Raw genomic sequence first — 23,441 nt, forward strand, 5'->3', positions numbered from 1 at the left:
GCCCACCAGGAACGCAGCGATGGCGCACCATCACAGCCGCAGTGACCGTTACCCCCGCGGGTGGCGCCACTTGCTGCTTGCGGTGGCACTGGGCTCGAGTCTTGCGGCGCAGGCCGCGGGCTACGCAACCCTGCCCAGTGGCACGCTCACCAGCGTTCTGGCCAACGATGCGGACAAAGAGCCTTCGCCGGTCGCATCGTTTTCCATGCGCACAACACCCGTTACGCAGGCAGAGTTTCTGAAGTTTGTACAAACCCGTCCAGAGTGGCAGCGTGGTACCGTCGCACGCACCTTTGCCGACACCGGTTATCTGAAAGACTGGTCTGCGCCGCAGGGTTTGGGCAGTCAGGCCACAGGCCTGCAACCGGTGGTCAATGTCAGCTGGTTTGCCGCCCAGGCGTTTTGCGAAGCCGAGGGCTACCGCCTACCCACGTGGCAAGAGTGGGAATATGCCGCGGCGGCCGACGCCACGCGCCGCGATGCCCGCGCAGACCCGGCCTGGCGGGCTCGTATCCTCAACTGGTATGCCAAGGCCGCCACCCAAGCCCTGCCGGACGTGGGCACGCAAGCCAATGTTTTTGGCGTGCGTGATCTGCATGGTTTGATCTGGGAATGGGTGGACGACTTCAATGCGCTGCTGGTCAGCCCCGACAGCCGGTCGCAAGACGACCCCGACAAATTGAAGTTTTGCGGCGCAGGCGCCATCAGTCTGCAGGACCGCGAAAACTACGCCGTGCTGATGCGCATTGCACTGCTGTCTTCGCTCAACGCATCCGACAGCACCAGCAGCCTGGGCTTCCGCTGTGCGCGCCCTCTACCTCAGGACTCACCATGAACATTCTTTCCATATCAACGGTGCGCCATCTGCGGGCCTGTCTCTTCGTCGCGTTGGCATTGGGCATAAGCCCGTTGGCGGGAGCCACCGATGCCCCAACAAGCTTGCCCACCGATTCCATTTACCAGTTGAAAGCGCAAATGACGGACCAGGCGGGCAAGTCCTTCACCACTGCGGAGCGCCGTGGCCACCCCGTGCTGGTGGGTATGTTCTACACCTCTTGCAAATTCGTCTGCCCGATGCTTGTGGATGCCTTGCGCGAAACCGAGGCTAAGCTGACACCGCAAGAGCGTGCCAAGATGGGGGTCTTGTTGGTCACCATTGATCCGGCACGCGACACCGTGGCCGTGCTCCAACGCACGGCCACGGAGCGTGGTCTGGACCCGGCACACTGGACCGTGGCCCGCACCGATGCCAAGACCACGCGCAAGCTGGCGGCCGTGCTGGGCGTGCAATACCGGGCGCTGCCCAATGGTGACTTCAACCACAGCACGGATCTCATCCTGCTCGACAGCGAGGGTCGCATCGCCGGGCGCACTGCACAACTGAGCGGCGCCGACCCCGCGTTTGTGAAGCTGGTGAAGACTGCGGTCCAATAGGCAGCAGGCAGCAACGCCCAACATACTAGCCATGGCGCACATTCCGCTCATACAAATCAACGCGCCCAAGTCCTTGAAACCTGTGACTGTGCACACCTGCTGGAGCTGGCGCAACTTGGTGCTCGCGCCGCACCGCCTTGGTTTCTTTCTAGGGTTGTTGGTGCTCGTCTGCGCAAGCGGCTGGTGGACACTGGTGCAGTGGGCCCGATGGATGCCCGCCATTGACCTCAGTTACGCCGTCTCACCCACTCTGGTGCATGCAAGCGTGATGGTGTTCGGCTTTTTACCACTTTTTTTCAGTGGCTTTCTGTTCACTGCCGGTCCCAAATGGCTCAATGTGGATCCACCTCCGATCCTGCATTTGTTAACCCCATTGTTTTTACAGGTGGCTGGCTGGCTCTGGTGGTTGGTGGGTGCCCATGTGCATGCGCGTCTGGCAGAAAGTGGCCTTATCCTGGCGGCACTGGGTTTTTGCTGGATGGCGGCCATGTTCGGGCGTCTGGTGGTCCGTAGCCAGGTACCCGACCGCATCCATGCGGGTTTGATCGCACTGGCATGCGCCGTAGGTTGTGTGAGCCTGATCGGTTTATGGGTCAGTCTGATGCTTGGCGCGCAAGATGCTGCGCGTGCCTGGGTGTACACCGCTTTGTGGGGTTTCGTGGTGTTGGTTTTTGTCACTGTAGCGCACCGCATGATCCCGTTCTTCACCTCCAGTGCCATGCCCATGGTTGCGCTGTGGCGGCCATTCTGGCTGTTATGGCTCATGGTCGGCATGGTGAGCGTAGAGGCGTCTTCTGCCTGGTTTGAATTGGCGTGGTCCAACAGTAGCTTGGGCGCTGTCTGGTTGACGCTGCTGGGGGGCCTTGAGCTGCTGGTGGGTGGGCTGTTGGTCTGGCTGGCGGGTGTGTGGGGCTTGGTACAAAGCCTCAAGAATCGTTTGCTGGCCATGCTGCACGTGGGCTTTGTCTGGCTCGGGCTGTCCTTGGTTTTGTCTGGCGCCACGCGCTTGTTGGCGCAGTTCCAGCATACACCTGTATTGCCGCTGGGTGCCTTGCACGCGACCACCATGGGCTGTCTGGCCTCGCTCACGCTGGCGATGGTGACACGCGTTTCCTGCGGTCACAGTGGTCGCGCGCTTGTGGCCGATGGTTGGGTATGGTCGCTGTTTTGGGCGCTGCAATTGGCCACACTCATGCGCATTGCCGCGAGCGTTCAATCACCAATGGCCCTATGGCTATTGCCTGCCTCCGCTCTGCTTTGGCTGGTGGTGGTTACTCTGTGGGGTTCGCGTCTGGGTTCGTGGTTCGGGCGTGCCCGTGCCGATGGAAAACCGGGGTGACATGGTGTTGCCTGGTTTTCACTCACCCGCAGCCGGCTTTGAGCAGCCGTTTGAATTGCTCAGCGCCTGCCATGAACGTGTACACCGCACGCTGGCACTGTTAGAGCGTTTGCAGAAGCACCTTCTACAGCATGGCTGCGATGAACAGGCCCGCCAAGCAGCATTGGATGTCTTGCGCTACTTTGATGTCGCCGCACCACTCCACCATGAGGACGAGGAGTTGCACGTATTCCCGCCGCTTTTGAGGTCTGCAACGCCCGAGATCAAACAGCTCGTGCGGAAGCTGCAGCAGGATCATCAGCTGATGCAATTGCTATGGGCGCCTGCCCGCTCCGTGCTGCGTCAAGTGGCTGAGTGCGAAACCAGTAGTTGGTATGCTTTTACTCCCATACAAACGGTCGCACTGCAACAGTTTTCTGGTCTGTACGCCCACCATATCGAAGCCGAAGAGCAGCTTGTTTACCCCTGTGCAAAAGATCACCTGACATCTGAGGAGATACAAGCCATGCAGACCGACATGATGCAGCGCCGTGGTGTGGATACAAAAGGCCACAACAACACCCAACGACGCTGACGTAGATCAATCGCCGCCCGGCATTTCTCCGTCAATATGCATTGGCTATAGAGCCATTCACCCGTTCAATTTTTTTGGAGATCCATTTCTATGTCAAATCGCCGCAATTTCTTCATGCAAATCAGCGCCATCGGCATCGCGCTTGGCTCAGCACACGTGTCGGCACAGGGGGCCATGGTTTCAGAGACAGATGCACAGGCTGCCGCACTGGGATACAAAGCGGACGCGAGCAGAGTCGACAAAGTCAAATTCCCCAAATACGCAGCAGATCAGTATTGTGGCAATTGCGCCTTGTACCAAGGCATACCCGTTGACGCCTCAGCGGGTTGTCCACTATTTCCGGGCAAGCAGGTTGCGGGCAAGGGCTGGTGTAGCGCTTGGGCCAAGAAAGCGTGAGTGGAGGTTCTGCGTAAACCAGGAGATCGGGACTCCTCACTAATATTGTTCTGCGAAATTGACCGAACCCGGCGCATCGCCTACAGTGCGCACAGGCATCCGGGACTAGACCGGTCCTTGCCTGATAAATCAGCACTTCGGCCCTAGCAAAGAACATAAAACATGAGCAAACTGTCCCTACTCGATCTTGGTTTCTTCATCGCAGAGACCGAGGCCAGCCCCAAACATGTAGCCGGTTTGCTGATCTTCAAAAGGCCGCCCAAGTCCACCCCTGCGTTTGCGAAAAATCTGTTCAAGGAATATCTGGCCGCCAACGACGTCAAGCCGCCATTCAACCGGGTCATCCAGTTCACGATGGGTTCATGGCCCTATTGGCAGCCGGTAGAGAAGCTGGACATGTCGCAACACGTGTTCTTCCACACCATGCCCAAGGGCGGCAATGACCGGGCGGCGCTGTACGCCTTCGTGTCCCGGTTGCACACCCCCATGCTGGACCGCAGCCGCCCGCTGTGGGAGGTGCATGTGATCGACGGCCTGCCCGACGGCAAGTTTGCGCTGTACCAGAAGATGCACCACGCCTATGCCGATGGGGTGACCATGGCGCGCTGGACGGCTGAGTGCTACTCCACCTCACCGACCGACATGGACCAGACGCCGGTATGGACTCAAAAGCATGGCGGCCATGGCGGCAGCCGGGGTGCCCGGGCCAAACAGGAACTGCTGCAGGTGACCTGGAAAGAGGTCACCGGCAACACCCGGCGCTTCCTGGGCATTGGCCGCCTGGCGGCCATGTTGCTGCTGGAAAGCGTCAAGCTGACCAAGAATGCCATCGCCCTGCCCTTTGTCTCCAGCGCAAAGACGCCGCTGACCGGCCAGGTCACATCGGGCCGCCAATTTGCGACGGCCGGCGTGTCCATGGAGCGCGTCAATGCCATCCGCACACGCACCCGCTCCACGCTGAACCACATCGCGCTGACCTGCCTGGACGGCGCACTGCGCCGCTACCTGCAAGACCAGGGCGTGGAGTTGCGCCGCCCCATCACCATCCAGATGCCGGTGAACCTGCGCAAAGAGGGCGAGAAGACCGCGGGTAACAAGATCGGCATCATCCAGGTGGAGCTGTCCCCCCCCACGGACGACCCCTATGTGCGCCTGCGCAACATCGGCTACAGCCTGCGCAATGTGCGCACCATGGTCGACAGCGTGGCGCCCGAGGCGATCGAGTCCTACACCATCATCACCGGCCTCGTTGCTCAGATTGCCGAGACGCTCAAGCTCAGCAACAAGATGCCCCCCATGGGCAACACGCTGGTATCCAACGTGCCAGGCCCCAAGGAGCACCTGTACATCAAGGGTGCGCGTATGGAAGAGATGCACCCCATCAGCACGCTGCCGCCCAGCAATTTGCTCAACATCACACTATTCAGCTACGCGGGTGACTTGTTCTTTGGGTTGATTGCGACGGACGAGCTGCCCAATCTGGAACGTCTGGGGGTGTATGTGGAAGAAGCATTCGCAGAGTTGGAAGCCTCAGTGCGCGACGCGCACATTTAGAAAAATTAGGTAACACACCACGGCGCCGTGTTGTGTGCCAAGGCCATCCACAAAGCCCAGCCCGAACTCGCGGCTAGCGCAGCGCCCGCCAGGCGTACTCCCCATTGACTGCTGCCTGGGGTAGCGCGCGAACCGCGCAGGCGCAGCCATAGCAGTGGCCCCAAAAACATCGTGACGCTGGTACCCAGTGCAAACAGCGCCATTACCAGTGCGCCGCCACCCACACTGCCGGCCAGAGCGGCTACCATCAGCGCCGAATACAACAGGCCACAGGGCAGCAGTGCCCACAGGCTGCCAAGCAATAAAGGGGCACCTGCTCCCCCAGCACCTGCGAAAGATCGGGCGCGAGCCCACACTTTGCGGGCACCACGCTCCAGCCACACCGGTTGGCGGGCCTGCACCAGTAGCACCATCCCCAGCACGAAGTCAGCCACATGGAACATGGACCACACGGGCCGCAGCGCAGCCGACTGCACGGTCAACCAGCCCAAACCCTGCAATGAGGCAGCCGCCAAGCCACCCAGCACGGAATAACCCAGCACCCGGCCCAGCTGGAACAGCAGCAGCGCTGACTGTTTGCGCGGGCCTGCGGCCTGGCCTATACCGGCACAAACCGCGCCGCACATGGCCACGCAGTGCGGCCCACCCACCAAGCCCATCAACATTGCGGTGACCACCAGAGAACTCTGCATGCAGCGATGGTCTTCCTAGATGATCTTGGAGAAGCGGGCCCGCGTGCGGTCCAACTGAAGGTAGCGGTCGAACACCATGGCAATAGCACGCACAAAAAACCAGCCTTGCGGCGTGACCTCGATCCCTGCCGTATCCACACGCACCAAACCTTGATCCGCCAGCGGTTGTAGCGATTCGAGCTCCTTGGCAAAGTAGCTGCGAAATTCCAGCAGATGCGCCGCTTCGACGGCTTCAAACTCTAGCTGCCCCTGGCACATCAGCGCCATGATGACGGCGCGGCGCACCAGGTCATCACGGGTCAGCGCCAGGCCGCGCACCACCGGGAAGCGCCCCTGGTCCAGGTAATCGCAATACTCTTCCATGGACTTGGCGTTCTGGCTGTATGTCGCGCCAATGTGGCCAATGGCCGACACGCCCAGACCAATCAGGTCGCAATCGGGCTGCGTGCTGTAACCCTGGAAGTTGCGGTGCAGCCGCCCTTGTCGCTTGGCAATGGCCAATGCGTCCTCTGGCAGCGCAAAGTGGTCCATGCCAACATACACATACCCGGCTTTGCGAAAGGCCTCCAGCGAGCGCGACAACATGGACAGTTTGGCACCGCCACTGGGCAACTCCACGATCGCAATGCGCCGCTGCGGCTTGAAGCGTTCGGGCAAATGGGCATAGGCATACAGCGCAATACGGTCCGGGCGCAGGTCATTGATTTGGGCCAGGGTGCGGTCAAAGGATTCAGGGCTTTGGCGCGGCAAGCCATAGATCAGGTCCACATTGATGGACTCAAATCCCCGCGCACGAGCCGCCGCTACGAGGGCAAATACCTGTTCAGCCGGTTGCACCCGGTGTACGGCTTGTTGCACGGCGGGGTCAAAGTCCTGCACGCCAAAGCTCAGGCGGTTAAAGCCCAGCTCGGCCAGAGTGTCCAGCCGCGCCGCATCGACGGTGCGGGGGTCAACCTCCACGGAATACTCGCCACCGGGCGCCAGGGCGAAACTGCGCCGCAGCATGGCCATCAGTTCGCCCAGCTCGGCATCGGTCAAAAATGTGGGGCTGCCCCCGCCCAGGTGCAACTGGCTGATGGTCTGGCCCAGACCCAGGCGCTGGGTGTGCAGATCCACCTCGCGGCTTAAGTAGCGCAGGTACGGTGCGGCGCGGTCATGGTGTTTGGTGATGATCTTGTTGCAAGCGCAGTAGTAGCACAGCGATTCGCAAAACGGAATGTGCACATAGACCGACAGCGGCAAGGGCCGCGCAGCAATACCGTCGCGCCGGTGGTCCAGGGCGCGGGCGTAGTCAGCGGACGTGAATGCCTCCACAAAGCGGTCTGCGGTCGGAAACGAGGTGTAACGCGGGCCGGGCACGTCAAACTTCTTCAACAGCGCATCGGACACGGTTTCAGCGGCAAAGGTCATAAAAGCTCCCAACATGGGAGTGAACTGTGGCCCACATCCGCGCATCACATCTTGATATGCATCAAAGCCTGTTCAATGCCTATCAAAGGCTATACAGCCGAGGAGTAAACTGCAACGCACCCCCCCGCAAAAACACCCCATGCTTGACCACCCCTTTAGTCCATCGGCACCCAGCCACCCTGAACACCAGGGACTGAAGCCGGTCGGCATTGACGGTCACGTTATCAAAATTGCGTGCTCCAACTGCAACCTGCGCGAACTGTGCATGCCCCTGGGGCTGAGCCCCACCGAACTGGACCGTATCGATGAGGTGGTGGCCAGCCGGCGCAAGGTCAAACGCGGCGACACGCTGTTTCGCAACGGCGAAAAATTCACCAGCCTGTTTGCCATCCGCACTGGTTTTTTCAAAACCTGCACCACCACCGAAGACGGTAGGGACCAGGTCACCGGCTTCCAGATGGCGGGCGAAGTGATTGGCTTGGACGGCATCGTCAACGACGTCCACACCTGCAACGCCATTGCCCTGGAAGACTCCGAGGTCTGCGTCATGCCCTTTGACCGCATTGAAGAACTCTCGCGCGAGGTGAACGCCCTGCAACACCATGTGCACAAGATCATGAGCCGCGAAATCGTGCGTGAGAACGGCGTCATGCTGCTGCTGGGCAGCATGCGGGCCGAGGAGCGTTTGGCGGCATTCCTGCTGAACCTGATGCAGCGCCTGCATGCCCGGGGCTTCTCGCAGACTGAGCTGGTGCTGCGCATGACGCGTGAAGAAATCGGCAGCTATATGGGGCTGAAGCTGGAGACCGTCAGCCGCACCTTCTCCAAGTTTGTCGAAGACGGAATCATCGAAGTCAAGCAACGCCACATCCGCGTGCTCAACGGCGACGCACTGCGCAACATCGTCAGTACCAAGGCAGATTGCTAACAAGCATCCCTCAACGCTAGTCGTTCACTTCAACCCGTGGCATGGCCAGCAAGATGGTCAACCCGCCTGATACTGCGCTCACTGCCCAGAATATAAAAAATGCGGCCGAGTAAATAGCTTGGCGCGACCACTCGATCGACGTTCCAAACCAGTGCAAATCCTGCGGGTCCACCATCGCAAACACCAGCATCTGCAGCACACCCGCCATCAAAAAGGCGGGCCACATAATCCACATCAGGCGGTGGCGTAGCATGACGGCTACCTTGGCGCTTTCACGCCTGTAGCGGCATGGTTACGCGCTTGGGTGGCGGGCGCCAGGCTGGCCGGGTCGTCGCGCAGGGTCTTGTTGATCTCGATGCCCTTGCGGTAGTAGTCTTCCTCGATAACCGGATCCTGACCCACGGCGGCCAAATAGAAGGTGATGAAAGAAGCCACGACGACCACGGCCGGGCCTGAAATGACCAGCCATACGTGGCCGTACTGCCACCAGGGGGGTGGCAAAGGGGTGGCTGGCGTCTGGTTGGGGTGTTGCATAGAGCCTCCTGAATATGGAATCATTGGCGGGGAACAATAAACACAGACTTCTCAGCCACCCGCCCCACGGCGCTTTGGCCAGTAACCACAAAGTGGATGGTGTGTGAACCGGGTGTAGCCGCATCGGGCGGCGCCTGCACCCGCACGGCCACCCAGCGGGACTGCGTGGATGCGATGCTGACATCGGTGTCTGATACCACCGCCAAGCCCGGCAAACCTTCAACCGCAATGCCGAAGTTTTGTGTGGCCTCGGTCGCATTCATGATTTGCAGGCGGTAGACGTTTTCAATGCGTCCTGCTTCCACCATGCGCGCCAGCATGCCCCGGTCGCGCACCACGTCGACCTTGAACGGTGTGCGAAGCGCAAGGCTCACCACCATGGCCACTACTACTGCAGTCAGAATAGCCGAATAAATCAGCACCCGGGGGCGCAACACGTGGCGCAAGGTTTGGTTCTTGGTCCAGTGGTGCTTGATAGCGTTTTGTGTGGAATATTTGATCAAGCCCCTCGCATAGCCCATCTTGTCCATCACACCGTCACACACATCGGCGCAGGCCCCACACCCAATGCACTCGTATTGCAGGCCATCGCGGATATCGATGCCGGTAGGGCAAACCTGCACACACAGGCTGCAGTTCACGCAGGCGCCCAGATCTAGCGTCAGCAGGTCCGCCTTATGCGAGCGCCCGCCGCGCGGCTCTCCACGTTCTTCGTCATAGGTAACGGTCAGCGTGTCCGCGTCATACATGGCGCTCTGGAAGCGCGCGTACGGGCACATGTGCAGGCAAACCTGCTCGCGCATAAAGCCGGCATTGCCGTAGGTGGCCAGGCCGTAGAACACAGACCAGAAGACTTCCCACGAGCCCATCTGCAATTGCACAAACTCAGTTGCCAATTCATGGATGGGTGTGAAGTAGCCTACAAAAGTAAAGCCGGTCCACCCAGCCAACGCCAGCCACAGAAAGTGCTTGGCCAATTTGCGCAAGAACCGGTCAGCGTTCCACGGGCCTCCATCGCGCCGCATGCGCGCCGAACGGTCACCTTCGGTCTTCTTCTCCAGCCACAGGAAGATTTCGGTATACACGGTTTGCGGGCAGGCATAGCCACACCACAATCGCCCTGCCACCGCAGTAAACAGAAATAGCGACAGCGCGGAAATGACCAAAATACCCGTCAGGTAGATAAAGTCCTGCGGGTACAGCACCAGGCCAAAGATATAAAAACGCCGCGCGCCCAAGTCAAACAGCACGGCCTGGCGCTGGCCCCACTCCAGCCATGGCAAACCGTAAAACACCAACTGTGTCAGAAGCACCATGACCCAGCGCCAGTTGGTAAACAAGCCCGATACGCTACGCGGGTAAATCTTCTTGTGCGCTTCGTACAGCCACACCGTCTCCGCATCGGCATCCGCGGGCGGAGCTATCGGGCTCTTGTCCGGTGAGGCCGCAATCGGTATGAACCGGTGCTGCGGTGGTGAGGCGGTATCATCCAAAGGTGTGTCTTTCCGTGCCTGCGCCTACAGCGGCTTGGCGGCGGCTGTTTCGGTGTTGTTGTTGGACAAGCTCCATACATAGGACGCCAGCACCCGTATCTGGTCTGCTGTCAGCCGGTCCGCCTGGGCGGGCATCTGGTTGACCTTGCCGCCATTGACCATGGCTACTATCGCGTTTTCGCCAAACCCATGGAGCCAGATGGCATCGGTCAGGTTGGGCGAACCCAGCGCCTGGTTGCCCTTGCCATCCACGCCGTGGCAGGCTGCGCACACGCCGAACTTCTCTTTGCCCAACGCAGCGCGTACCGAGTCATGCGGACTCTTGGACAGGCTCAACACATAGTTGGCCAGGTTCTTCACATCGTCAGCACTGCCCACTGCAGCGCCCAGCGGCGGCATATTGCCGGTGCGACCCAATGTGATGGTCTCCTCGATCTTGTCAGGCGTGCCGCCGTGCAGCCAGTCGGCATCGGTCAGATTGGGGATGCCTTTGGCGCCCCGCGCATCAGAGCCGTGGCACTGCGAGCAGTTGTTCATGAACAGGCGCTCACCTATGGCATGGGCCTGGGGGTCGCGTGCGATGTCTTCTGGCTTCATGGTCGCAAACCGGGCGTACAGGGGCGCCACCTCCAGCTCGCCCGCAGCCACCTCTGCCTTGAACTCACCGATCTGCGTCCAACCCAGTGTGCCGGCGTAGCTTCCCAAACCGGGGTACAAAACCAAATAGCCCAGCGAAAACACAATCGTGATCACAAACAGCCAAGCCCACCAGCGTGGCAAAGGGTTGTTCATCTCGCGCAGGTCGCCATCCCACACGTGGCCAGTGGTGTTGTCGTCAGCCGTCATGGCACGGGCCTTGCCGCTGAACCACAGCAGCAGCAAGCAGGCCAGTATGCTGACCACGGTGACACCGGCTATGTAGATCGACCAGAAGTCGCTTGTAAAGTCGCTCATTTTTTCATTCCTTCGGGCTGCGCTCAGTCCTGCTCAAACGGCAGATTGGCGGCTTCTGAAAAATCGTCAGCACGGCGCTTGGACCAGGCCCACCACACGATGCCAATAAAGGTCACAAAACTGACCACGGTGGCGGCTGAGCGCAGGGTGTTGACGTCCAGGATGTCCATATGCATGTCGTCGCGTGCTATTTGAGGGCCAGACCCAGCACCTGCAGGTAGGCGATGGTGGCGTCCAGCTCGGTCTTGCCCTTGACGTCTTGCGTTGCCGTTGCGATTTGCGCGTCGGTGTAGGGCACGCCTACCCGGCGCAAGGCTGTCATGTGGGCAGACATCACGTCAGCATCCACCGGCGTCTTTTCCAGCCAGGGATAGGCCGGCATATTCGATTCGGGCACCAAGTCACGCGGGTCGGTCAAATGGGTGCGGTGCCAGTCGTCGCTGTACTTGCCACCCACCCGCGCCAGATCAGGCCCGGTGCGCTTGCTACCCCACTGGAAGGGGTGGTCATACACCGACTCACCGGCAACCGAGTAGTGGCCATAGCGCATGGTCTCGGCCCTGAAGGGACGGATCATTTGCGAATGGCAGTTGTAGCAGCCCTCGCGCACATAAATGTCGCGCCCCGCCAGTTGCAGCGCCGTGTAAGGCAATATGCCCCTGATGGGCTCGGTGGTGGACTTTTGGAAGAACAGCGGAACAATCTCCACCATGCCACCGACCAGCAGCACCAACAGAATCAGCACGATCATCAGAAAGTTATTGGTTTCGATTTTCTCGTGCGAGAAGCGTGAGTTTTCGTTGTTGTTGGCCATAGTGTCTTTCTCAGGCGTAAGCCAGGCCGGTGGGAACCTTGACGTCGACCGCACTCCCGGCGGTGGCCGTCTTCAGCGTGTTCCACAACATGATCACCATGCCCGACAGGTACAGCAGTCCGCCCAACAGACGCAGTGCGTAGAAGGGATAGGTGGCCTTGACCGATTCAACAAAGGTGTAGGTCAGCGTGCCGTCTGCATTGATGGCGCGCCACATCAGGCCCTGCATCACACCGGCAATCCACATGGCAGCGATATAGATCACGATGCCCACCGTGGCTGTCCAGAAATGCACCTCGATTGCCTTGACGCTGTACATCTGCTTTTGCCCAAACAGGCGCGGGATCAGGTAGTACATGGAGCCCATGGTCACCAAGCCCACCCAACCTAAAGCACCGGAATGCACGTGGCCCACGGTCCAATCGGTGTAGTGGCTTAGGGCGTTGACCGTCTTGATGGACATCATCGGCCCCTCGAACGTGCTCATGCCGTAAAAGGACAGTGACACGATCAGGAAGCGCAGGATGGGGTCGTCGCGCAGCTTGTGCCAGGCACCGCTGAGCGTCATGATGCCGTTGATCATGCCGCCCCAACTGGGCGCCAACAGGATCAGCGAGAACACCATGCCCACCGACTGCGTCCACTCCGGCAGCGCCGTGTAGTGCAGGTGGTGGGGACCGGCCCACATATAGGTGAAGATCAGCGCCCAGAAGTGGACGATGGACAAACGGTAGCTGTAGACAGGCCGCTCGGCCTGCTTGGGGATGAAGTAGTACATCATGCCCAGGAAGCCTGCGGTCAGGAAGAAGCCAACGGCATTGTGGCCGTACCACCACTGCACCATGGCGTCTTGCACACCGGCATAGGCGGAGTAAGACTTCATCCAGCCCGCGGGGATGGCCGCACTGTTGACCAGATGCAAAATCGCGACCGCCAGAAAAAAGGCGCCGAAGAACCAATTGGCCACATAAATGTGCTTGACCTTGCGAGTGCCTATGGTGCCAAAGAAGACAATACACATCGACACCCAGACGACGGCAATCAATATGTCAATGGGCCACTCCAGCTCGGCGTATTCCTTGCCTTGGGTGTAACCCATCGGCAACGAAATGGCGGCCGCCACGATGACCAGTTGCCAGCCCCAGAAGGTAAACGCTGCGAGTTTGTCGGAGAACAGGCGCACCTGGCAGGTGCGCTGCGCCACGTAATAGGCGGATGCAAACAAACCGCATCCGCCAAACGCAAAGATCACTGCATTGGTGTGCAACGGCCGCAACCTGCCGTAGCTGAACCAGGGTATGCCGAAGTTGAGCTCGGGCCAGGTCAGCTGCGCGGCGATGATGACCCCGACCAGCATGCCCACCACGCCCCAGACCACGGTCATGATGGCGAACTGCCGCACAACGGTGTCGTTGTAAACCGTCGCCTGTTGATTTGCAAAAGCCATTTGTGTTCTTCTCTAAATTGTTGAAGCTTGGTCAGGATTCTTGTTGGTCAGCGGCTTTTGCACCTTGACCCATGTCAAGGTCTGGTCAATGCACTGGCCATTCGTCAAGAATCTTTGAGGATGCGCTCGCCTTCGGCCTCGATGTCTTCAAACTGGCCGCGGTGGATGGCCCACCACAGCCCACCCAGGATGAAGAACACCAGCGCCACTGACAGAGGGATCAACAAGTACAGGACGTCCATCAGGTGGATTTCTCAGTAGGAGAAGGTAGTGATCGTGCCAGGCGCAAGGCGTTGAGGACTACCAAGAGCGAGCTGGCGGCCATGCCCAGCCCGGCCAACCACGCGGGCAGCAGCCCCATGACTGCGAGCGGCACACACGCTGCGTTGTAGAGCAGCGCCCACCACAGGTTTTGCCGCACAACTGCCATGGTGCTGCGTGCCATCCGCAGCGTGTGCACCACGGCCATTAATTGATCACCCAAGATCATAAAGTCAGCCTGGGCCTGTGCCAGCGGCGCGGCCTGGCCGAATGCGAACGAGGCATTGGCACCTGCCAGCACTGGCCCGTCGTTGAGGCCATCGCCCACCATCGCTACGGTGTGCCCATCTGCTTGCAGTTGACGTAAAAAGCTTAGCTTGTCATGCGGTGTAAAGGCGCCGTGTGCTTGGTCGATGCCGGCCTGTGCGGCCACGCGCCCGACCGATGCAACGCTGTCACCGGACAGCATATGGACGGACAGCCCCAAATCTGAGAGCACACGCACCACCTCCGCAGCCTGCGGGCGCAAGTCCTCTTGCAGGATGAAGCTCGCCAGCCAGCCTTGGTCATCTGACATGTGGACTTGCAAACCCGATACGCAGCGCGCGGGCACTGAACAGAAGCTGGCAGAGCCCAAGCGCAGGGCGACTTTGTGTGCATAGTCGCTGCCCGGACCTGTCGGTTGGGCCAGGCCGGCAACGCCCTCCCCTGCGCTCTCGGTCACGGCGTCGCAGGTCCATGGCGGTTGTAGTGTGGATGCGGTTTGCGAAGCCACCAACGCACGCGACACGGGGTGCAGCGAATGCCGCGCAAGGGCAACCGCCATGGCCATAGCCCGGTCCGCCGACACACCGGCGCGCGTCTCCACCGCAGCCAGCACCATGGCGTCGCGGGTCAAGGTGCCGGTCTTGTCAAACACTACGGTGTCCACCTGGGCCAATGCTTCCAGCCCCTGCAAGCGTCGCACCAGCACTCCGCCGCGTGCCAGGTTTCCCGCAGCGGCCAGCATCGCCGCGGGTGTCGCCAATGACAAGGCACAGGGGCAGGTCACCACCAGCACCGCTACCGCCACCATCAGCGCATGGCCGGGGTCACGCCCCCACCACCAGGCACAAGCACCCGCGGCAGCCACCAGCACGGCAATCAGAAACGGCTTGGCAAGCCGGTCCGCCAGCACCGCGCCCTGAGGTTTGGTGGCCGATGCGCTTTCCATCAGCGCCACGATCTGCGCAAAGCGGGTCGAAGCGCCCACGCGCTCTACCCGCAACTGCACCGTGCCGGTCACGTTGTGGCTGCCGGACCAGACCGCATCGCCCACGCGGCGTGCCAGTGGCCGGGATTCTCCGGTCAGCAGGGCTTCGTCGACCCGGGTTGCACCCAGAGTCAACACGCCATCGACGGTAAAGGTTTCGCCGGGGTGCACACGCAGTACATCACCCACCTCCGCGCGACGGGCCGCCACGCGCGCAAACTGGCCGTCGGCCTGCAGGCGCTCCACGCTGTCGGGCAAGCGGTTCATCAGCGCTTCCAGCGCACCGGCCGTGCGGTCGCGCAGGCGCAGCTCCAGCCAGCGCCCGGTCAGCAGGAAAAACACAAACATGGTCAGCGAGTCGAAATACACCTCACGACCAAAAACACCTTGTGGTTCAAAGGTGCCTGCTGTGCTGACGGCAAAGGTAATCGCAATGCCCAGTGCAATGGGCAGATCCATGCCGATGCGGGCGTGGGCCAGATCGCGCAGCGCGTTGCGAAAGAACGGACCGCAAGAGAACAACATCACCGGCAGCGCCAACACCCACGATGCCCAACGCAGCAGTTGCTCCATCTCACCGCTCAGGTCACCGGGCAGCGCAATGTAGGCCGGATATGCGTACATCATGACCTGCATCATGCACAGCCCTGCCACCAGCCAGCGCCACAGAGCCTGGCGCGTCTCCAGCTTGCGGCGCTCGCTGGCGAACGCGTCGTTCGCGGGCACCACAAGGTAGCCACCACGCTGCGCCGCCTGCATCCATACCGATGGCAGCACCGCATTGGCATACCAGACGACGGTGGCCCGGTGGCTGGCTGCGCCCACCTGCGCGCTGATGACACCGGGCACCTGACTCAGCGCGTCTTCAACCTTCAGCGAACAGGCCGCGCAGTGCATACCTTCAACGACAACGCTGGATTCCCAAAATCCCTCCCCCAACGCAGATGGGCGGCTGAACGCGCTCCACTCCTGCGGATCGTTCAGCAAGGCCAGTGCGTCCGCTGCGTAAGCAGGCGCAACCGCCTGTAGACAGGTGGGCGCCTTATCTGGCGGGCAATGTACTGGCGAGGCTGTAGACAGCGTGGCGATAGGACGCATGGAGCAAGTGTCGGGTTCTGGATCAAAGCAGCACTTGACCTAGATCAAACATCTGGTGATGTACGCCGCTCGCTCGGCAAAGCTTGGTCTGGATACGACGTTGCAGCGGCACAAGACGCTCAAGTAATAGGTATTCACATGGGTCACTTGTGCTTCAACTTTGTTGGCCAAAAACACAATACCGCTTCCCTACTTAACCAACAGGCTAGCACCCATGAAACCGTTACAGTTTGTATCACTTTTTTCCACATCATTTCTTACCGCAACCCTGGTGGCATGTGGCGGCGGCAGTGGCGCTGAAGGCGCTGTGGATACCGCCGGCCAATCCATGGTCAAACCAGAGGGCACTTTGTCCGCAAGCATGCAAACTGAAGGGATGGTTACGCCGCGCGCCGGCATCGGCATAACCGGCCTGAGCTACTACGACCGCAGCTTCGCCATGGCCGATCTTGGCTTGCAATCCGAGTTGCGCGGCATGGACTGGTCGTACAACGTGGCTGCTGATAGCAACGGAAATCCTGGCCGGGATTTTCAGCTCATCTACTCGGCAACCAACATTGCTGCAGGCACCTACAAGCTTGCGTTCAATGGCCGCGCCACTGTGAAGTCAGGTGGAGCCGGCACAGTGCAAAACGCACTGTACGATGCCAAAACCAACCTGACCACAGCCGACGTGGTGCTGCCCAGCAACGCCAGCGGAAATGTGTGGCTGGTGTTCAAAAATACCTTTAGAACCAGTAGCGCGATCGTCAGCGATGGCGTCACCGGCATCCACTTGATGCGGCCCGGCTATACCCTCGGTGACACCGCCGCTTTTACCAGGGAATTCATCGCCGCCATGCAAGGCTTCAAAACCATTCGCGGCATGGACTTCACCAGCACCAATACCAACGCGCAGCAACGTTGGGACGAACGCACCAAACCCAACCGCTTTGGCTTCACCGACACCAATGGCCAAAGTTGGGAACTGCTGATCGCCCTGGCCAACGCCACGGGACGCGACATCTGGCTGAACGTGCCAGCGCGCGCCAACGATGATTACATCCGCAAGTTGGCGCAACTGGTTAAGTTCGGCAGCGATGGGGCTCTCCCCTACACCAGCGTGCAAGCCAACCCCGCCTATGCACCGTTGAAAAGTGGAATCAAGGTGTACGTGGAATACGGCAACGAGATATGGAACTCGGGCCCCGGATTCAAGGGCTTTGGATGGGCCATGCAATTGGCCAAACAGTACATGGGCGACGTCACCCACCCTATTGCCTTTGACGGAGCCCAAACAGACGCCTACAACGCGCTGCGACGCTGGGTTGCCTACCGTTCGTCTTTCATCAGCCTGGCCTTCAGAGACGTGTTTGGAGACGGCGCGATGATGACAACGGTACGGCCCATTCTGGCAAGCCAGTCGGGCAACGGCAACGGCTACCTCTCAACCGGCCTGACGTGGGCGCAGGCTTTCTATGGCCAGGTGCGCTCCACTGCGCCACAGAACGCCACAGCGCGCATCCCCAGCGATATCTGGTACGGGGGTGGCGGGGCAGCCTACTACGACTCCGGCATCAACCCTACGGACGCCTCGGCCGCCAGTTTGAACAGCTACTTTGCAAGTCTGCCGTCACCAACGTTCACCGCCAGTTCTGTGACCGACTCCATGTGGACGCATGCCTATGGCCTGAAATACGTCGCCTATGAAGGTGGGCCTGGCCCTGGCGGAAGCGCAACGGGGTCGGCAGCCGGGTCTGTCATTTCCGCCATTTACAACAACGATCCCCGCATGAAAAACAGCATGCTGCTGGCGCAGGACATGTGGGATCAGGCCGGTGGTGACGAACTGGTGTACTACCTCTACAGTGGCCCCGCACCCTGGAGCTTTAGCAATGATCTGGTGCCGCGCGTGGTGGCAGACACCACCTCCATCAAGATGCAGGCCATAGCTGCTATCAACGCCAAACCTAGGCCAGCCGCGACCCTGGGCAATGCCGTTCCTGGAACTGTGCACCTGAAAGACCCAAGCTCCAAGACCATAGGCGCAGACGGGGCTGCCTGGGCGCTGAACAACACGACCTACTTGTTGCGGCCCACAGCGGCTACTGCCTTTGTCCTGGTACCGGTTCGCACGGCTGCTGCAGGCACGTACCAGATTTCACTGCGCTTGGGTAACAAGGTCAGCGGCGGGACCGTGACCCTGCATGCCAACGGCTCCAAAGTGGGTGACATCGCGCTGTTCCAGGACCCGGCTAACCCAAGCGCCTCGGGCTCGAAACTGCCCGTTGCCTTGCCCGCGGGTTTATCAGTGCTGCGACTGGACCTGCCAAAAGGCAGCCAGGATATTTTTGTGGAGGACGTCGTTGTGCAGTAATTGCTGGTGCGCCAACCCAGCAGCGCATGGTGCGCGTTGGGCCCGTGGGTAATAGACAGTTTGCGCAGCACTTGACCTGGATCAAACTGTGGTTAAGCAGTGAAGCGTAACCTGCGTCGACAGACCCCAAGCAAGGAGCAACAACCATGTACCACCGCATTCTGGTCGCCACCGACGGCTCGGACCTGTCCCAAAAAGCCGTCACCAGCGCCATCGAACTTGCAGCCCTGTGCAAGGCCGAGCTCGTGGCCATCTCGGTTGTACCGCGCTATGCGCAAAGCTATTTTGAGGGTGGTATGTCGCTGCAGCCTGAAGAGGTGCAGCGCATCGAAAAGCAATGGGCGGACAAGGGCCACGCAGTCGTCGACGCGGTGAGACAAGCCGCGGCAGACAAAGGCGTGCCCGCCCGAGGCATTACGCTGGTCTCGGACGTGGTGTCCGACGCGCTGCTCAGCGCCGCCACCAAACACCAGTGCGACCTGATTGTCATGGCCTCCCACGGCCGCCGCGGCATCCAGCGCCTGCTACTGGGCAGCGAGACCCAGCATGTGCTGACCCATGGCAGCATTCCGGTGCTGGTTTTGAAGTGAAACCGGGCTGCAGGCCTCGTGTGGAGAGCGTAAGCAGCTACCAAATTAGTAGCGCTTCGAATCAAACCTGGTACTGCGCCCGCAACACATTCTTCTGCACCTTCCCCATCGCATTGCGCGGCAGCTCAGCCACCACGTAACAACGCTTGGGGATCTTGAAGTTGGCCAGTTGGCTCTTGAGCGTGGCCAGTATCTGGGCCGGGTCCAGCTTGGCACCCGGCTTGGCAATGACGAGCGCCACGCCCACCTCGCCGAAGTCTGCATCGGGCACACCCACCACCGCGGTCTCGGCCACGCCGTCCAGGCTGTTGATAGTCCCCTCAATCTCGGCCGGGTAGACGTTGTAACCGCCGCTGATGATCAGGTCCTTGCTGCGGCCGACGATGGTTACATAGCCATCGGTACCGACCTTGCCGACATCCCCGGTCTTGAAGAAGCCATCTGCGGTGAACTCTTCCTTGGTCTTTTCAGGCATCTGCCAGTAGCCGGCAAACACGTTGGGGCCCTTGACCTGGATGCCGCCGATCTCGCCAGTGGGCACCCCATTGCCCGCGTCGTCTTGCACCCGCAGTTGCACACCTGGCAGCGGGAAGCCCACCGTGCCACCGCGGCGCTGGTCTTGGCCGCCGTAGCGCGCATCGGGGGCGTAGGGGTTGGACGTCAGCATCGCTGTCTCGCTCATGCCGTAGCGCTCCAGAATGGTGTGGCCGGTGCGGGCCTGCCACTCAGTGAAAGTTTCGATCAACAGCGGGGCCGATCCTGCGACAAACAGGCGCATGTTGCGCACCACCTGTTTGTCCAGCCCCGGTTCGGCCAGCAGGCGCACATACAGCGTGGGCACACCCATAAAGACCGTTGCCTCGGGCAGCTTTTGCAGCACGCGCTTAGGGTCGAACTTGGCCATCCAAATCAATTTGCTGCCATTAAGCAGCGCGCCATGCACGGCGACGAACAGGCCATGCACGTGGAAGATAGGCAGTACGTGCATCAGCACATCGCCCGCCTTCCAGCCCCAGTAGTCCTTCAGCACCTGGGCATTGGAGAGCAGGTTGCCGTGGGTCAGCATCGCGCCCTTGCTGCGGCCGGTGGTCCCGCTGGTGTACAGGATGGCCGCCAGGTCGTCAGCGTCGCGCTGCACCACGGTGTGCTGGTCACTGCAGTGTGCGGCACGCTCCAGCAACGAACCCGTGCGGTCATCGCCCAGCGTGAACACGCTGTGTGTCCCGGCCTTGAAGGCGATCTTGCTGACCCAGCCGAAGTTCTTAGGCGCGCAGACCACTACCGCTGGCGCGGCATTGCCAATGAAATATTCGATTTCGCCGCTCTGGTAGGCGGTGTTCAGCGGCAGGAATACATAGCCCGCCCGCAGCGTCGCAAGGTACAGCGCCAGGGCCTCCACCGATTTCTCCACCTGCACGGCGATGCGCGAACCGGCCGGCAGCTTCAGCGATTGCAGCAGGTTGGCCAGCATCGCGGTGCTGCGGTCTAGGTCGCGCCAGGAGTAGTGCAGGCCGTTGTCGGTCTCTACCGCAACGGTGTCAAGGTCCGTGGGGAATGCCGCGCGCAAGGCGGCGAAGAGGTTGTGGTTCTTCATGGTGTAAAGATTCAGTGATCAGGGAGTAAACAGCGGCGAGCGCTTCTCGGTGAAGGCCATTACCCCCTCTCGGTGTTCGGCGGAATGGGCGTAGCAGTAGGCAGACGCTATTAAATCAGGAGCTGCTTGCGCACAACTGGCGAGGGCTAGAGCCCTGAATGTCTGCTTGTTCAGGCGCCCAGCCTGTGGTGCCAGGCCCCGCATGCGCTGCACGGTGGCGTCCACGGCTGCGTCCAACGCATCGGTGGCCACTACCTGGTTCAAGAAGCCGCGTTGCTGCATTTGGGCGGCATCCAGCACGGCTGCAGACAGCAGCAGCTCGCGTGCAGTCAGCTCGCCCACCGCGCGCACCACCAACGCGGCCTCGCGCGGCGCCATGGGAAAACCCAGCTTGGCGATCGGCGCGCCAAAGCGGGCTTTGTCGCTGGCAATACGGATATCACAGCAACTGGCAATCTCAACACCGGCACCCATGCAGTTGCCGTCTATCTGGGCAACGATGGGCACATCGCAGTCCAGCACCGCTTGCAAGCCGCCCCAGACGTCGTTTTCGTGGAAATCGCGCAGGCTGGCCTCCTCAAAGCGGAAGCTGGCGTATTCCGAAATATCGCCACCCGCACAGAAGTGCTCTGGCCCGTAGACAACCACAGCGCGCAAACTGGTGTCCTGCTGGATCCGCTCAAACACCACCCGCAGTTCACGCCACATCGCACGCGACATGGCATTGAGCTTGCCCGGGTGGAGGATGGCCACGCGGGCAACACCGTCCGCCCAGTCCAGGCTGATGGCTCCGCTCATGGTTTGACAGCCGCAACACCCATTACTGCATCGGGCAATCCGGTTGCGATCCCAGGGAACACGCAGATCAGTACCACAGCCAGCAACATCAAAATTACAAAGGGCAGCACACCCCAGATGATGTCTTTGAGCGCAATATCGGGCGCGATGTTTTTGATGACGAAGATGTTGAGCCCCACCGGCGGGTGGATCAGCCCGGTCTCCATGACGATGGTCATCAGCACGCCAAACCAGATCAAATCAAACCCTGCAACCTTGAGCGGCGGAAGGATGATGGGCGCTGTCATCAAAATGATGCTGACCGGTGGCAAGAAGAAGCCCAGCAAAATCACCATGACCAGAATGGCCGCCAGCAACACCCACTTGGACAGCTGCATGGCCACGATCCACTCGGCGGTGGACTGGCTGATGTGCAAAAAGCTCATCACATAGGAGAACAGCAACGACATGCCGATGATCATCATCAGCATCGTCGATTCCTTCAACGTGGCCGTGAGTATGGGCGCCACATCGCGCGGCCGCCACACGCCGTAGATGACGGCGATCAAGGCCAGCGCCAGCAGCGCACCCAAGCCCGCCGTCTCGCTGGGTGTGGCAAAGCCGCCATACAGCGCGACCATGACGCCAATCAGCAACAGCACGAAGGGCACAACACGGGGCAGCATCTCGAACTTTTGCCGCGTAGTGAAGGTCTCACGCTCCAGCAGTGCTGACGCGGCGCCTGTGCGTTTGAACTCTGCCTCGGCCAGCGCATATTCCTTGCGGTAGCGCAACACGGCGTAGACCGAGAAAAGCGCAACCAGTAGCACCCCAGGGAAGATGCCAGCCAAGAACAGCCGCCCCAGCGACTGCTCCGCCGCTACTGCATACAAAATCATCGTGACAGACGGCGGCAGCAAGATGCCCAGCGTGCCACCGGCGGCGATGATGCCGGCCGCAAAGCCCGGTGAGTAGCCGCGCTTGCGCATCTCGGGTATGCCTGCGCTGCCAATGGCCGAGCAGGTGGCTGGGCTGGAGCCCGCCATCGCCGCGAACAGCGCGCAAGCAAACACATTGGCAATGCCCAGGCCACCGGGTATGCGGCCCATCCACACGTGCATGGCGGCGTACAGGTCCTGTCCCGCTCGGGATCGCCCAATCGCCGCCCCTTTCAGAATGAACAGCGGTATCGACAGCAGCGTGATGCTGGCCATCTCTTCGTACACATTTTGCGTCACCGTGTTGAGCGCTGAGGCCGGCATGAACAAATACATGAACAGCACCGCCACGCTGCCCAGCGCGAACGATATCGGCGCGCCGGAGAACATGAACAGCAGCGTGACCGCGCCGAACAACAAACCCATCGTAAGCATGCTCATTGGGAAACTCCCGCTGTGTGTTTGCTCAGGCCATTGACCCGGGCACCAAATTGCACCAGCAGTTGCAAGCTGAGCAGGCTCATGCCCAATGCCATCAGGCCATAGGGAATGGACAGCGGCGGCGCCCAGGATGACGATGTGGTTTGCTGCTCGACCCAGGCCTCATGGAACAGCGTCCACGATTTCCATGAAAAGAATGTACAGAACGCCAGGCACAACAGATCGACTGCCACCAGGCGCCATCGGTTCACCGCTTCCGGCAGCAGCGTGGCCACCGCCTCTATGCCTACATGCCCGCGCAGACCCTGCACAAAGGCCGCGCACAAAAAGGTAGCGCCTACCAGGCAGAACACTGCGGCTTCGTCCTGCCAGTCGGTGGATGCCTGCATCACATAGCGCGACACCACGCTGTAGGTCAGCACCAGGGACGCGACCAACAGGGCAAGCATGCCCAGGATGACCATGGCCTTGTTGATCCACAGCAGCAGTTGTGCCAAAGGCCGCAGGAAGCCAGGCGTATCTGGGTCTATGCGGATAGTGACGGGCCCCGTATTCAGGGCAGCGT

At 60.6% G+C, this 23,441-nt stretch carries 24 protein-coding genes; 9 read left to right on the forward strand and 15 right to left on the reverse strand.

From position 1 onward, the window contains the following. Window positions 1–19: 19 nt before the first annotated feature. The 6 genes from AC097P_RS17245 to AC097P_RS17270 all read left to right on the forward strand — a co-directional run bounded on the left by AC097P_RS17245 (window position 20) and on the right by AC097P_RS17270 (window position 5,297). Window positions 20–835: a formylglycine-generating enzyme family protein gene (locus AC097P_RS17245; RefSeq protein WP_479611670.1), complete on the forward strand. Its 816-nt coding sequence runs from the start codon at window positions 20–22 to the stop codon at window positions 833–835. After that, entirely contained in the window at window positions 832–1,434 is a 603-nt protein-coding gene (locus tag AC097P_RS17250; protein ID WP_479611671.1) for an SCO family protein, read from the forward strand. Before AC097P_RS17245 ends, AC097P_RS17250 begins: the two co-directional genes overlap by 4 nt. Window positions 1,435–1,465: 31 nt before the next feature. Beyond that, entirely contained in the window at window positions 1,466–2,773 is a 1,308-nt protein-coding gene (locus tag AC097P_RS17255; protein WP_479611672.1) for an NnrS family protein, read from the forward strand. Further along, window positions 2,757–3,347: a hemerythrin domain-containing protein gene (locus AC097P_RS17260; RefSeq protein ID WP_479612088.1), complete on the forward strand. Its 591-nt coding sequence runs from the start codon at window positions 2,757–2,759 to the stop codon at window positions 3,345–3,347. Before AC097P_RS17255 ends, AC097P_RS17260 begins: the two co-directional genes overlap by 17 nt. A 90-nt stretch (window positions 3,348–3,437) precedes the next feature. Next, window positions 3,438–3,743 (forward strand): high-potential iron-sulfur protein, encoded by a 306-nt coding sequence (locus AC097P_RS17265; RefSeq protein WP_479611673.1) that lies wholly within the window; start codon window positions 3,438–3,440, stop codon window positions 3,741–3,743. Window positions 3,744–3,905: 162 nt separating this feature from the next. Further along, complete coding sequence (locus AC097P_RS17270; RefSeq protein WP_479611674.1) at window positions 3,906–5,297, forward strand: wax ester/triacylglycerol synthase family O-acyltransferase; 1,392 nt, start codon at window positions 3,906–3,908, stop codon at window positions 5,295–5,297. A gap of 5 nt (window positions 5,298–5,302) precedes the next feature. On the opposite strand, the gene AC097P_RS17275 is transcribed toward AC097P_RS17270, so the two are convergent. Both AC097P_RS17275 and hemN read right to left on the reverse strand, forming a co-directional pair. Then, window positions 5,303–5,989 carry a sulfite exporter TauE/SafE family protein gene (locus AC097P_RS17275; protein ID WP_479611675.1) on the reverse strand — a complete coding sequence of 229 codons (687 nt, stop codon included), beginning with the start codon at window positions 5,987–5,989 and terminating at the stop codon, window positions 5,303–5,305. A gap of 15 nt (window positions 5,990–6,004) precedes the next feature. Further along, the gene (gene hemN / locus AC097P_RS17280; RefSeq protein WP_479611676.1) at window positions 6,005–7,399 is read right to left on the reverse strand and encodes an oxygen-independent coproporphyrinogen III oxidase; all 1,395 of its coding nucleotides are present in this window, start codon (window positions 7,397–7,399) and stop codon (window positions 6,005–6,007) included. A gap of 139 nt (window positions 7,400–7,538) precedes the next feature. On the opposite strand from hemN, the gene fnr reads away from it, so the two are divergent. Further along, window positions 7,539–8,327: a fumarate/nitrate reduction transcriptional regulator Fnr gene (fnr, locus tag AC097P_RS17285; protein WP_479611677.1), complete on the forward strand. Its 789-nt coding sequence runs from the start codon at window positions 7,539–7,541 to the stop codon at window positions 8,325–8,327. A 16-nt stretch (window positions 8,328–8,343) separates the two neighbouring features. Here fnr and AC097P_RS17290 read toward each other — a convergent pair whose 3' ends face one another. The 9 genes from AC097P_RS17290 to AC097P_RS17330 form a co-directional block, all read right to left on the reverse strand. After that, the gene (locus AC097P_RS17290; protein ID WP_479611678.1) at window positions 8,344–8,580 is read right to left on the reverse strand and encodes a hypothetical protein; all 237 of its coding nucleotides are present in this window, start codon (window positions 8,578–8,580) and stop codon (window positions 8,344–8,346) included. A gap of 5 nt (window positions 8,581–8,585) precedes the next feature. Beyond that, window positions 8,586–8,861 (reverse strand): FixH family protein, encoded by a 276-nt coding sequence (locus AC097P_RS17295; protein ID WP_479611679.1) that lies wholly within the window; start codon window positions 8,859–8,861, stop codon window positions 8,586–8,588. 20 nt (window positions 8,862–8,881) lie between these two features. Further along, window positions 8,882–10,354 (reverse strand): cytochrome c oxidase accessory protein CcoG, encoded by a 1,473-nt coding sequence (gene ccoG / locus AC097P_RS17300; RefSeq protein ID WP_479611680.1) that lies wholly within the window; start codon window positions 10,352–10,354, stop codon window positions 8,882–8,884. A 24-nt stretch (window positions 10,355–10,378) separates the two neighbouring features. Beyond that, a complete protein-coding gene (gene ccoP, locus AC097P_RS17305) occupies window positions 10,379–11,308 on the reverse strand; it encodes a cytochrome-c oxidase, cbb3-type subunit III (protein WP_479611681.1) in 930 nt (309 codons plus the stop codon). Between the two features lie 23 nt (window positions 11,309–11,331). Further along, complete coding sequence (locus AC097P_RS17310) at window positions 11,332–11,484, reverse strand: cbb3-type cytochrome oxidase subunit 3 (protein WP_479611682.1); 153 nt, start codon at window positions 11,482–11,484, stop codon at window positions 11,332–11,334. Window positions 11,485–11,495: 11 nt separating this feature from the next. Then, on the reverse strand, window positions 11,496–12,122 hold the full coding sequence (gene ccoO, locus AC097P_RS17315) for a cytochrome-c oxidase, cbb3-type subunit II (protein ID WP_479611683.1): 627 nt from the start codon (window positions 12,120–12,122) through the stop codon (window positions 11,496–11,498). 10 nt (window positions 12,123–12,132) lie between these two features. Beyond that, on the reverse strand, window positions 12,133–13,569 hold the full coding sequence (ccoN, locus tag AC097P_RS17320) for a cytochrome-c oxidase, cbb3-type subunit I (RefSeq protein WP_479611684.1): 1,437 nt from the start codon (window positions 13,567–13,569) through the stop codon (window positions 12,133–12,135). 104 nt (window positions 13,570–13,673) lie between these two features. Next, window positions 13,674–13,811 carry a cbb3-type cytochrome oxidase assembly protein CcoS gene (gene ccoS / locus AC097P_RS17325; protein ID WP_479611685.1) on the reverse strand — a complete coding sequence of 46 codons (138 nt, stop codon included), beginning with the start codon at window positions 13,809–13,811 and terminating at the stop codon, window positions 13,674–13,676. Continuing rightward, complete coding sequence (locus AC097P_RS17330; RefSeq protein ID WP_479611686.1) at window positions 13,811–16,180, reverse strand: heavy metal translocating P-type ATPase; 2,370 nt, start codon at window positions 16,178–16,180, stop codon at window positions 13,811–13,813. Before AC097P_RS17330 ends, ccoS begins: the two co-directional genes overlap by 1 nt. Before the next feature lie 214 nt (window positions 16,181–16,394). Between AC097P_RS17330 and AC097P_RS17335 the strand changes: the two genes are divergently transcribed. Together AC097P_RS17335 and AC097P_RS17340 are read left to right on the forward strand one after the other, a co-directional pair. Continuing rightward, entirely contained in the window at window positions 16,395–18,536 is a 2,142-nt protein-coding gene (locus AC097P_RS17335) for a carbohydrate-binding protein (protein WP_479611687.1), read from the forward strand. Between the two features lie 146 nt (window positions 18,537–18,682). Next, window positions 18,683–19,126 (forward strand): universal stress protein, encoded by a 444-nt coding sequence (locus tag AC097P_RS17340; protein ID WP_479611688.1) that lies wholly within the window; start codon window positions 18,683–18,685, stop codon window positions 19,124–19,126. Window positions 19,127–19,187: 61 nt separating this feature from the next. Here AC097P_RS17340 and AC097P_RS17345 read toward each other — a convergent pair whose 3' ends face one another. The 4 genes from AC097P_RS17345 to AC097P_RS17360 are packed head-to-tail and all read right to left on the reverse strand — an operon-like array spanning window position 19,188 to window position 23,340. Beyond that, window positions 19,188–20,720: a malonate--CoA ligase gene (locus AC097P_RS17345; RefSeq protein WP_479611689.1), complete on the reverse strand. Its 1,533-nt coding sequence runs from the start codon at window positions 20,718–20,720 to the stop codon at window positions 19,188–19,190. Between the two features lie 18 nt (window positions 20,721–20,738). After that, window positions 20,739–21,518 carry an enoyl-CoA hydratase/isomerase family protein gene (locus tag AC097P_RS17350; protein ID WP_479611690.1) on the reverse strand — a complete coding sequence of 260 codons (780 nt, stop codon included), beginning with the start codon at window positions 21,516–21,518 and terminating at the stop codon, window positions 20,739–20,741. Next, window positions 21,515–22,876 (reverse strand): TRAP transporter large permease, encoded by a 1,362-nt coding sequence (locus tag AC097P_RS17355; protein ID WP_479611691.1) that lies wholly within the window; start codon window positions 22,874–22,876, stop codon window positions 21,515–21,517. The genes AC097P_RS17350 and AC097P_RS17355 overlap by 4 nt, the downstream gene beginning before the upstream one ends. Beyond that, entirely contained in the window at window positions 22,873–23,340 is a 468-nt protein-coding gene (locus AC097P_RS17360) for a TRAP transporter small permease (RefSeq protein ID WP_479612089.1), read from the reverse strand. Before AC097P_RS17360 ends, AC097P_RS17355 begins: the two co-directional genes overlap by 4 nt. Between the last annotated feature and the right edge of the window lie 101 nt (window positions 23,341–23,441).

Source organism: Rhodoferax sp. ZS1R8 (assembly GCF_056521325.1).

Coding starts and splice junctions, on each gene's coding strand:
- AC097P_RS17250 (WP_479611671.1), top strand. CDS start 832: ATGAACATTCTTTCCATATCAACGGTGCGCCATCTGCGGGCCTGTCTC.
- ccoN (WP_479611684.1), bottom strand. CDS start 13,569: ATGGCTTTTGCAAATCAACAGGCGACGGTTTACAACGACACCGTTGTG.
- ccoP (WP_479611681.1), bottom strand. CDS start 11,308: ATGAGCGACTTTACAAGCGACTTCTGGTCGATCTACATAGCCGGTGTC.
- ccoS (WP_479611685.1), bottom strand. CDS start 13,811: ATGGACGTCCTGTACTTGTTGATCCCTCTGTCAGTGGCGCTGGTGTTC.
- AC097P_RS17345 (WP_479611689.1), bottom strand. CDS start 20,720: ATGAAGAACCACAACCTCTTCGCCGCCTTGCGCGCGGCATTCCCCACG.
- AC097P_RS17360 (WP_479612089.1), bottom strand. CDS start 23,340: ATGGTCATCCTGGGCATGCTTGCCCTGTTGGTCGCGTCCCTGGTGCTG.
- AC097P_RS17295 (WP_479611679.1), bottom strand. CDS start 8,861: ATGCAACACCCCAACCAGACGCCAGCCACCCCTTTGCCACCCCCCTGG.
- AC097P_RS17355 (WP_479611691.1), bottom strand. CDS start 22,876: ATGAGCATGCTTACGATGGGTTTGTTGTTCGGCGCGGTCACGCTGCTG.
- fnr (WP_479611677.1), top strand. CDS start 7,539: ATGCTTGACCACCCCTTTAGTCCATCGGCACCCAGCCACCCTGAACAC.
- AC097P_RS17340 (WP_479611688.1), top strand. CDS start 18,683: ATGTACCACCGCATTCTGGTCGCCACCGACGGCTCGGACCTGTCCCAA.
- AC097P_RS17265 (WP_479611673.1), top strand. CDS start 3,438: ATGTCAAATCGCCGCAATTTCTTCATGCAAATCAGCGCCATCGGCATC.
- AC097P_RS17275 (WP_479611675.1), bottom strand. CDS start 5,989: ATGCAGAGTTCTCTGGTGGTCACCGCAATGTTGATGGGCTTGGTGGGT.
- AC097P_RS17270 (WP_479611674.1), top strand. CDS start 3,906: ATGAGCAAACTGTCCCTACTCGATCTTGGTTTCTTCATCGCAGAGACC.
- AC097P_RS17335 (WP_479611687.1), top strand. CDS start 16,395: ATGAAACCGTTACAGTTTGTATCACTTTTTTCCACATCATTTCTTACC.
- AC097P_RS17255 (WP_479611672.1), top strand. CDS start 1,466: ATGGCGCACATTCCGCTCATACAAATCAACGCGCCCAAGTCCTTGAAA.
- AC097P_RS17310 (WP_479611682.1), bottom strand. CDS start 11,484: ATGCATATGGACATCCTGGACGTCAACACCCTGCGCTCAGCCGCCACC.
- AC097P_RS17260 (WP_479612088.1), top strand. CDS start 2,757: ATGGAAAACCGGGGTGACATGGTGTTGCCTGGTTTTCACTCACCCGCA.
- AC097P_RS17290 (WP_479611678.1), bottom strand. CDS start 8,580: ATGCTACGCCACCGCCTGATGTGGATTATGTGGCCCGCCTTTTTGATG.
- ccoO (WP_479611683.1), bottom strand. CDS start 12,122: ATGGCCAACAACAACGAAAACTCACGCTTCTCGCACGAGAAAATCGAA.
- AC097P_RS17330 (WP_479611686.1), bottom strand. CDS start 16,180: ATGCGTCCTATCGCCACGCTGTCTACAGCCTCGCCAGTACATTGCCCG.
- hemN (WP_479611676.1), bottom strand. CDS start 7,399: ATGACCTTTGCCGCTGAAACCGTGTCCGATGCGCTGTTGAAGAAGTTT.
- AC097P_RS17350 (WP_479611690.1), bottom strand. CDS start 21,518: ATGAGCGGAGCCATCAGCCTGGACTGGGCGGACGGTGTTGCCCGCGTG.
- AC097P_RS17245 (WP_479611670.1), top strand. CDS start 20: ATGGCGCACCATCACAGCCGCAGTGACCGTTACCCCCGCGGGTGGCGC.